Here is an 8363-nt window from a genome sequence, read left to right on the forward strand (position 1 = left end):
GGCGAAGGGGCGCTAATAAATTTAGAAATGTTAAAAAAGTAAAAAAATTCCAGTGGAGGTGGTAAATTTTTGTTAAAAACTGATGTTTTGAATTCCGTTAAAGAAATAGTAGAATTGCTAGAAGAGAAAGATGGAGAAAATATTGTAGTACTTGACATGGAAGATTCTGAGTTGATGGTTGATTACTTTGTCATTGTTACAGGAAATTCAGAACCACATAGAGTGGCATTAAGAGACCAAGTAGTCAGGTATCTAAAAGACGAAGATATACCCATAACATTTTACGATAAAGGTCAAAGTACCGATTGGATGATAATCGATGCTGGTATCTTTATAGTTCATATATTCTCTGAAGAGAGTAGAGAATTCTACGATTTAGAAGGACTTTGGGGGGAACAAAATAGAACGGTAATGTAAAATAACACTCACATCTTTCGTTTTTCACCTCGGTGCCCGTAAAAGGGTCGGTGAAAAAAAGGAAGGTGGAGGTTAGAAAACCAAATCAAACATCTACGGAGGTGTATTTTTGTGTCAGTGGTAAGTATGAAACAGTTACTTGAAGCAGGAGCTCACTTTGGTCATAGAACGAGAAGATGGAATCCCAAGATGCAGCCTTATATCTTTACTGAAAGAAAAGGGATTCATATTATTGATTTACAAAAGACTTTAAGAAGTATTGATGATGCCTATGAATTTCTGAAAAATTCAGTCATGGAAAAGAAAAGAGTGTTGTTCGTTGGAACTAAGAAACAGGCGCAGCAAATCGTTGCCGATGAAGCACGCAGATGTGGAGAATTTTTTGTAAACAACAGATGGCTTGGCGGTTTATTAACTAACTTCAAGACAATAAAATCAAGAATTGATAAATTGGAGCAATTAACGGAATACGTTGAAAGTGAAGAGTTTTCAAAACTACCCAAAAAAGAACAAGCCACCATACGCAGAAATTTGGAGAAATTAGAAAAAAACTTGGGTGGTTTACGTGGAATGAAAAAAATTCCGGATATAATATTCATTATTGACCCCAAAAAAGAAGAGATCGCTGTTAAAGAAGCAAATTTACTTAAATTACCTATAATAGCAACGGTGGATACTAATTGCGATCCTGATCTTATCGATTACGTTATTCCCGCAAATGATGACGCTATTAGAACCATAATGCTTATTGCCTCAAAAATGGCCGATGCGATTATTGAAGGAAAAGAAGGCAGAATAGAAACCCTCGAAGAAGGTAGCGAAGCGGGAGAGGAAAAAGACGAAGAAGTGGATGAAGTAGACGAAAAACTAGCAGCCGAGGAGAAATACGCTAGTTACGCCGAAGAAGTAGAGGAGGAGGAAGAAGAACTCGTTTCCTCAGAAGAAGAAGACGAAGACGGAAAATTTTAATTTTTGGTTGTACATAATACACCGGGGGATTGCTCCCGGTTTTTTTGTAAGAGGTGATAATTTTGAAATTTTACATAAGGACATTTGGTTGCCAAATGAATATAAACGAAAGTGAAATAATGGCAGGTCTTTTGAAAGAAGAAGGTTTCGAATGGACTGAAAATCCAAAAGAAGCCGATATAATATTGATAAACAGTTGTGCTGTTAGAGAAAAAGCAGAAAATAAGATGTATGGAGCCATAGGTGGTTATGGTAAACTAAAAGATGAAAACAAGAATTTAATATTGGGTGTAGGTGGTTGCTCGGCAGAAAAAGAAAGGGAGCATTTACTTGAAAGGTTTAAAAAGGTGGATTTTGTCTTTGGTACTAGAAATGTGATAGACATAGCAAATTTGATAAAACGGGCGTTAAATGGAGAAAGGTTCGCTGATTTTAGCGATAAATTAAATGATGTCAGTTACGATATTCCAAAGATGACTTCAAGTAAACACCATGCTTGGATTACTATCATATACGGATGCAATAAATATTGCACATACTGTATAGTCCCATACACCAGAGGTTTTGAAAAAAGTAGGCCTATGGAAGATATAATAAAAGAAGTTGAAAGTTATGCAAAAAAAGGCTACAAAGAAATAACCTTTTTAGGTCAAAATGTTGATTCCTACGGTAAGGACTTTGGGGACAAAAAATCTAAATTGGATTTGCTCATACAAAAGGCAGCAGAATTTGATTCTATAAAAAGAATTTGGTTTTTAACCTCTTATCCATCTGATATAACAGACTCTTTGATACAGACTGTAGCAAACGAGGAAAAAGCGGCAAATTATTTTCATCTTCCAGCTCAATCAGGAAGCAACAAAATTCTCAAAGCGATGAATAGAAAATATACAAAAGAAGAGTTCGTAGAACTTGTAAATAAGATAAAGAAAGAGGTAGCTAACGTTACAATATCCAGTGATTTTATAACTGGTTTCCCTTCAGAAACAGAAGAGGATTTTGAAGAAACAGTAGATTTGATTAAACAATGTAGATTTGAGAGAATAAATATCGCAGAATATTCCCCAAGAGAAGGAACCATAGCTTATAAGTATCAAAAAAATGATGTACCTAAACATATTAAAAATAAAAGATTGCAGTATCTTATGGAGTTACAAAAAAGAATAAACCTTGAAGAAAATGAAAAATATCTTGAACAAGAAGTTGTTATAATTCAAGAAGGAAAAGCAGGTAAAAATGGTACTTATATGGGAAGAACTATGAACAATAAGTTAATAATCTTCGAAAGTAATGAAGAGTTGAATGGGGAATTTTTGAAAGTAAAGATCAATAAGATTACACCGGGTCCATTGTATGGAGAGGTCGTAAACACAATCTGTACTAACGTCTAATGGATAGGAAAAAGGGGTGTTCACACTTGACATATGGAAAAGTCTATGAATCTTTATCGTTTTATAGCCGAGCACTTAAAAGCGATATGAAATACTCTATTTATCTCCCACCGAAATACGACATTGAAACCAGGAAATATCCTACTATTTATCTACTGCATGGGCATGGTGGAAACGAAACGAGCTGGCTAAGAAAAGGCCGAGTAGATCAAAGTTTGGATTTAATGATAAATAACAATGAAATTCCACCTTTTGTAGCTGTGATCCCTGATGCCAAGAACAGTTGGTATGTTAATTCTCCAACGGGGGTAAACTATGAAACCGCTTTGATTGAAGACCTTATTCAACATATGGAAACGCAGTATAAGGTTTATAACGAACGATCTTCAAGGTTCATAGCTGGTCTATCTATGGGAGGCTATGGTGCTTTAAGGTTAGCATTTAAGTATCCCGAGTTATTTTTGTCTGTTGCGAGCTTAAGCGGGGGAATAACCAGAGAAGTTCCCCCAGAAAAAGAAGTCGATTTAGAGGGGAATGAAATTAATGTCAGAGAAGATTACTATCATGATGCGTTTGGTTGGCCCTTTGATCCTGAGTTATGGGAAAAAGAGAATGTTTTTAACTATATAGAAAACGTAAAACAAAGCGGGTTAGAACTTCCAGTTTATCTTTCTTGTGGAAGTGAAGATTATTTTTACCTATATTTAGGTGCTTCTGAACTACACCATGAATTAAGAATGAATGGCATATCTTCAACTCTTTTTATAAAATCTGGTGACCATAATTGGTTTCTTTGGAGTGAGGAAATAAAAGAAGTATTAAGGTTCTTTGCGAAAAATATGCTAGTTATCCATTGAGGTAAGGAGTGAATTTATGGGCCAAAAAAATGCCACATATAGGTTAGTAATGAATTCTTTGTTTATAGTTCTATCTATACTTTTGTCGAGGTTATTAGCGATTAGAATTCCCCTAGGTAATGTTGAAGTTATTAGATTTGGCTTTGGAACCATTCCTATGTTTCTTTCTGCCTTTATTTTTGGACCTCTGGATGGTTTTATCGTTGGGGGTTTATCAGATTTGATTGGTTATTGGATAAATCCAATGGGGGCGTTTCTTCCCCAATTTACGTTAACCTCAGCTTTACACGGTTTGATTCCTGGTATAATTTTTAGGTACTTTTTTAAAAGAAGAATCAATTATTGGACACTAGCCATTTCTTGTGGTTTAGGTGAGGCGGTAGGAATAACCTTAACGCCATTCTTTCTTCATCAAGCCTTTGGTATTTCATACGCAGTTCTTATGCCACCACGCTTGGGCGGCTATGTAGTTTCATTCTTTTTGAATGCCTTTATAATGCTGTTATTACTCACGAGAATTCCTCAAATTAAAAAAATGTTGGAGAAATGATATTATGGATAAATATTATGAGTTTATTTATGAATTGGAACCTAACGAGGAAGAAAAGATAACAGATCAGTTTATAAAATTTGGATTTAATTTCTTTTATATTGAGGAAGATGTAGAAAGTTCAAAAACATTTCTGAGGTTGTATGTCAAGAAGGAAGAGCAAATCAAAGATATTTTAGATTTGCTTTCTATGTATGGTTTAAAACTGCTTTCGAAAGAAATCACCGAAGAATCAAAATGGTTAGAAGAATGGAAAAAAACAATAAATGCTTTTGAACTTATAGATGGTGTCTGGGTAAATCCTTTCTCCGATAAAAAAATAGAAAAGCCCGGGATAGTATTGAATATAATACCGGGAAGTGCCTTTGGTACCGGTTTACATTCAACCACTAAACTGGCAGCTCAACTTTTGAGAAAGGTTGGTTGTACAGGCAAAGATGTCATTGACGTTGGAACAGGTAGCGGAATATTATCGATTTTGGTTAAAAATTTTGGAGCTAATCGCGTTTTGGCTTTAGATAACGATAGTTTGGCTATAGAAAAAGCTAAGGAAACAGCTATTTTAAACGATGTTAATATTGAAATAAGAGAATCCGATTTGTTAAACACAGTGGAAGAGCATGAAAGTTTTGATATATTAGTTTCTAATATTGTGGCTGAAGTACTGATACAGCTAATGAAAGATCCTAAATTTGATAAAGTACTTAAAGAAAAGGCATTTATCATCTTTTCTGGTATAATTGAAAGTAAAGAGAAATCTGTTATTGAACAAGCAAAAGAAGTGAATTTAGTATTGAAAGATAGAACGGAGGACGGTTCTTGGATAGCATTGTTGTTTCAAAAGAAGACTTAAAAATAATTGAAAAACAATTGGGACGTGGTGTAAGTAATGTATTAAATATAGAAAAAAGGTGCATATACGGCTATCCTCAAGTTATAAAAAGTTTTCCTTTAAAAGACGGAAAACCTTTCCCTACTCTTTATTGGTTAACATGTCCTTATTTAGTGGAAGAAGTTTCAAAATTGGAAGCACAGCAAAAAATAACTGAAATAGAAAAAATTATACAAAATAATCCAGAATTAAAGCGAAAAATGATCCGCGTTCACAAAGAAGAAATTGAAAAGAGAATGAAGTTATTAGAAGAAAAAATCAATTCCCTACCTGAAAATATGATCAAGAAATTAAAAGAAACGGGAATAGGTGGGATTGAGGATTTTTCTAGAATAAAGTGTTTACATTTACACTATGCATCTTATTTGGTTGGGGAGAACAATCCAGCGGGGGAAATAGTGGATCGTTATATTAGTAGGAAATATTGTGATGACAAAAGATGCGAAAAACTATGATTTTAAGGGGTAAGCACAGATTCCTTATGGGTGGGGAGCGGGGCGAAGGGGCGCTAAAACGAACTTTTGAATATCTCAAAGTAATACCTTATTGCAGCTTTACACGAAAGACTTTTCAAATCAAATAAAGATTTTAGGGTTTTTAAGGGGCGAAGCCCCTTAACGTATGGAGGGAAACAACCTATGATAGACAGATCGATTTTAAAAAACATCCCTAAAAAACCAGGGGTATATATTTTTAAAAACAATAAAGGTGATCCTATATATATAGGCAAGGCAAAAAACTTAAAAAACAGAGTTTCTTCATACTTTAACAAGAAAAAATACATAGGAAATGAAAAAACTTATGAAATGCTAGAAAAAGCTGCAAATTTAGACTACATAATAACTTCAAATGAAAATCAAGCATTTATATTAGAAGCCAACCTCATCTATGTTCATAAGCCAAAATACAATATAATGCTAAAAGATACACGAGTGTACCCATATATCTTAGTTACGGATGAACAATTTCCCAAGATAAAATACGTTCGTACAAAAAAAGAAGAAAAAGGTAAATACTATGGCCCATATTCTGATGTGAAATTTGTAAAAGATGTTATTGAAGTACTACAAAATGTTTATAAGATTAGAAGCTGTGATAGAGATTTAAGCAGAAAGAGTAAACCATGTTTCCTATACCATTTAGGAAGATGTTATGGTCCATGTTACACTGATGTAGATGAAAAGATATATCAAGAATCAGCGGAAAAGGTTAAAAAAGTTTTGTCAGGAGATATTACAGAGGTAAAGAACTACCTTCAAAAAGCTATGAAAGATTATGCAAAAATAAAAAACTATGAAAAAGCTGCTCAGATGCGTGACACATTGTTCAAATTAGAAAATTTGTTTGAAGAAGTAGCTGTTGAATACAAAAACGGTAAAAATTTAGATATAATAATGTATGAACCTCCAGTTTATTTAGTTTTAATAGTAAGAAAAGGATACTTAATTTCAAAGCTTTCCTTTACAATGGAAGGGACTTTAGAAGATTTCTTGTATCAATACTATATTGTTAGAAAGAATGATCCACCTTCTTTGATATCGACGCTATACAAAGAAGAAATTTCTTCAGAAATCTTGGATTTTCTGAAAGAAAAAGGTTTAAAAAGGATCGAAAAGATCGGTAAAAGTTCTAAAATATATGAAATGGCCTATGCAAATTTACAAGAAGAAATTAAAAGGCAGAAAGACTTAAGCTATGCCTTAAAACAGGCAAAAGAGATACTTTCATTGAAAAAAGAACCTAAAATTATTGAAGGTATAGACATATCTCATCTTCAAGGATTATATACTGTTGCCTCTTTAGTGCGTTTTGAAAACGGCAAGCCCAAAAAAGAAGGATACAGGAAGTATCGCTTAGATAATATAAAAGCACCAGATGACTTTGAAAGTATCAGAACAGTAATAAAAAGAAGATATCAAAAGCATGAATTACCTGATCTGTTATTTATTGACGGAGGAAAAGGACAGGTAAATTCGGCAGTGGAATCACTAAAAGAAATCGGCTATTCTTTAAAGGATGTCGACGTTGTCGGTATTGCCAAAGAAGACGAGAGGATAGTTTTACCAGGTGACATACTGGACCTTCACTTACCTTTGGATCATCCAGTGTTAAGGTTACTTATATACGTAAGAGATGAGACGCATAGATTCGCCATTGGTTTTAACAGAAGTCTTAGAAGTAAACGGTTTGAAAAAACAAAATTGGATGATATTTATGGTATTGGTCCAAAGAGGAAAAAAGAATTAATAAAACATTTTGGAGGAATTCAAAAAGTATTGGAAGCATCAACTGAAGAAATATCAAAAGTTGTTAAAAGTGAAAAAATCGCCAAAAGAATAAAAGAAAGTTTAGGAGAGAAATGATTTGGAAGAACTAATAAAATTTGCCAAAAATTACTTAAACAAGTACAAAAACTTTTTAGCCGATGAATTCCAACATTTTTTCTTTGGTAGTGTTTACGATAGTGAAGACAAATTTCCTGTCTATTGTATTTTTATAGATGAAGAAGGAAGAGTTTTTGAAACCCTTGGACCTGATAAACCAGGAAAAGTTATGAGCGTCCTATACCCTACGTATTACAATGATTTAGACATATTAGTAAAAAAATACACTGAACTATCAAGACAATACAATAAAATAGTACAACCCAATACGGCATTTGGTATTGTACAATCGCCTTTTAAAATTACATCTTACAGGGTATGGGGGAATGAAAGGCTTATAAAAAAACTTATATTTTCGGAAAAATTAAAAGGTGAAGAATACATTTCTCTCCATCAGAACATAACAGATGAAAAATTGAAATTCATAATCAAACATTACAAGCAATGGGAAGACGACATATTTTATTTTCCATATTTGAAGGATATTCACATTTTATTTAGAGTTCCTAAATATATAAGCAGTTCAGAAGTGTCCATATATATAGAAATTGGACGAATATTGAAAGAAAAAGTACTTCAAAGATATGATTTTTTAGAAAATTCTTACAAGCTCCCAGAGATGAAAGTTAAAGCTCCAGCATTAGCCGTATTCAAAGTACCTGCAGAGCGTATCCTTTATATAGATTTCAAATCTATTTATGATCAGTTTATAAAAAAGACCGCTAAAATAGTCGATCAAATTAATAAATTAGAAATTCAATTATAACGGTTCAACACCAAGGTTTTTGTTTTAAAAGGGTTACAGGGCGGAGCTCTTCCCCATCCCATCTGGGTTAGGGACCGCAGGTCCCTTTTAGAAGGGTGGGCTGTGTGGCGAAAAAGTGTTTAAAATTACTTTTAGAA

The 8363-nt window shown here is 33.5% G+C and carries 9 protein-coding genes; all 9 read left to right on the plus strand.

All coding sequences use genetic code 11. The features are described from left to right. The first annotated feature begins 69 nt into the window (after positions 1–69). The 9 genes from rsfS (at position 70) to AA81_RS11840 (ending at position 8226) form a co-directional block, all read left to right on the plus strand. Complete coding sequence (rsfS, locus tag AA81_RS11800; RefSeq protein ID WP_103079391.1) at positions 70–417, plus strand: ribosome silencing factor; 348 nt, start codon at positions 70–72, stop codon at positions 415–417. Positions 418–528: 111 nt separating this feature from the next. After that, complete coding sequence (gene rpsB / locus AA81_RS11805) at positions 529–1386, plus strand: 30S ribosomal protein S2 (RefSeq protein ID WP_103079392.1); 858 nt, start codon at positions 529–531, stop codon at positions 1384–1386. 62 nt (positions 1387–1448) lie between these two features. After that, entirely contained in the window at positions 1449–2777 is a 1329-nt protein-coding gene (gene miaB, locus AA81_RS11810) for a tRNA (N6-isopentenyl adenosine(37)-C2)-methylthiotransferase MiaB (RefSeq protein WP_103079393.1), read from the plus strand. 26 nt (positions 2778–2803) lie between these two features. After that, on the plus strand, positions 2804–3634 hold the full coding sequence (locus tag AA81_RS11815; protein ID WP_169926368.1) for an alpha/beta hydrolase: 831 nt from the start codon (positions 2804–2806) through the stop codon (positions 3632–3634). Positions 3635–3650: 16 nt separating this feature from the next. Beyond that, positions 3651–4184: a folate family ECF transporter S component gene (locus AA81_RS11820; protein ID WP_103079395.1), complete on the plus strand. Its 534-nt coding sequence runs from the start codon at positions 3651–3653 to the stop codon at positions 4182–4184. A gap of 4 nt (positions 4185–4188) precedes the next feature. Further along, positions 4189–5037 (plus strand): 50S ribosomal protein L11 methyltransferase, encoded by an 849-nt coding sequence (locus AA81_RS11825; RefSeq protein ID WP_103899136.1) that lies wholly within the window; start codon positions 4189–4191, stop codon positions 5035–5037. Beyond that, positions 5004–5531 carry a DUF501 domain-containing protein gene (locus tag AA81_RS11830; protein ID WP_211292704.1) on the plus strand — a complete coding sequence of 176 codons (528 nt, stop codon included), beginning with the start codon at positions 5004–5006 and terminating at the stop codon, positions 5529–5531. The genes AA81_RS11825 and AA81_RS11830 overlap by 34 nt, the downstream gene beginning before the upstream one ends. 183 nt (positions 5532–5714) lie before the next feature. After that, positions 5715–7439, plus strand: coding sequence for an excinuclease ABC subunit UvrC (gene uvrC, locus AA81_RS11835; RefSeq protein ID WP_103899137.1), 1725 nt, complete (start codon positions 5715–5717; stop codon positions 7437–7439). Position 7440: 1 nt separating this feature from the next. Next, positions 7441–8226, plus strand: a complete 786-nt coding sequence (locus AA81_RS11840) for a DUF4895 domain-containing protein (RefSeq protein ID WP_103899138.1) — start codon at positions 7441–7443, stop codon at positions 8224–8226. Positions 8227–8363: the final 137 nt, after the last annotated feature.

The sequence above is a fragment of the Petrotoga halophila DSM 16923 genome (assembly GCF_002924615.1).

Coding starts and splice junctions, on each gene's coding strand:
- AA81_RS11825 (WP_103899136.1), top strand. CDS start 4,189: ATGGATAAATATTATGAGTTTATTTATGAATTGGAACCTAACGAGGAA.
- AA81_RS11820 (WP_103079395.1), top strand. CDS start 3,651: ATGGGCCAAAAAAATGCCACATATAGGTTAGTAATGAATTCTTTGTTT.
- uvrC (WP_103899137.1), top strand. CDS start 5,715: ATGATAGACAGATCGATTTTAAAAAACATCCCTAAAAAACCAGGGGTA.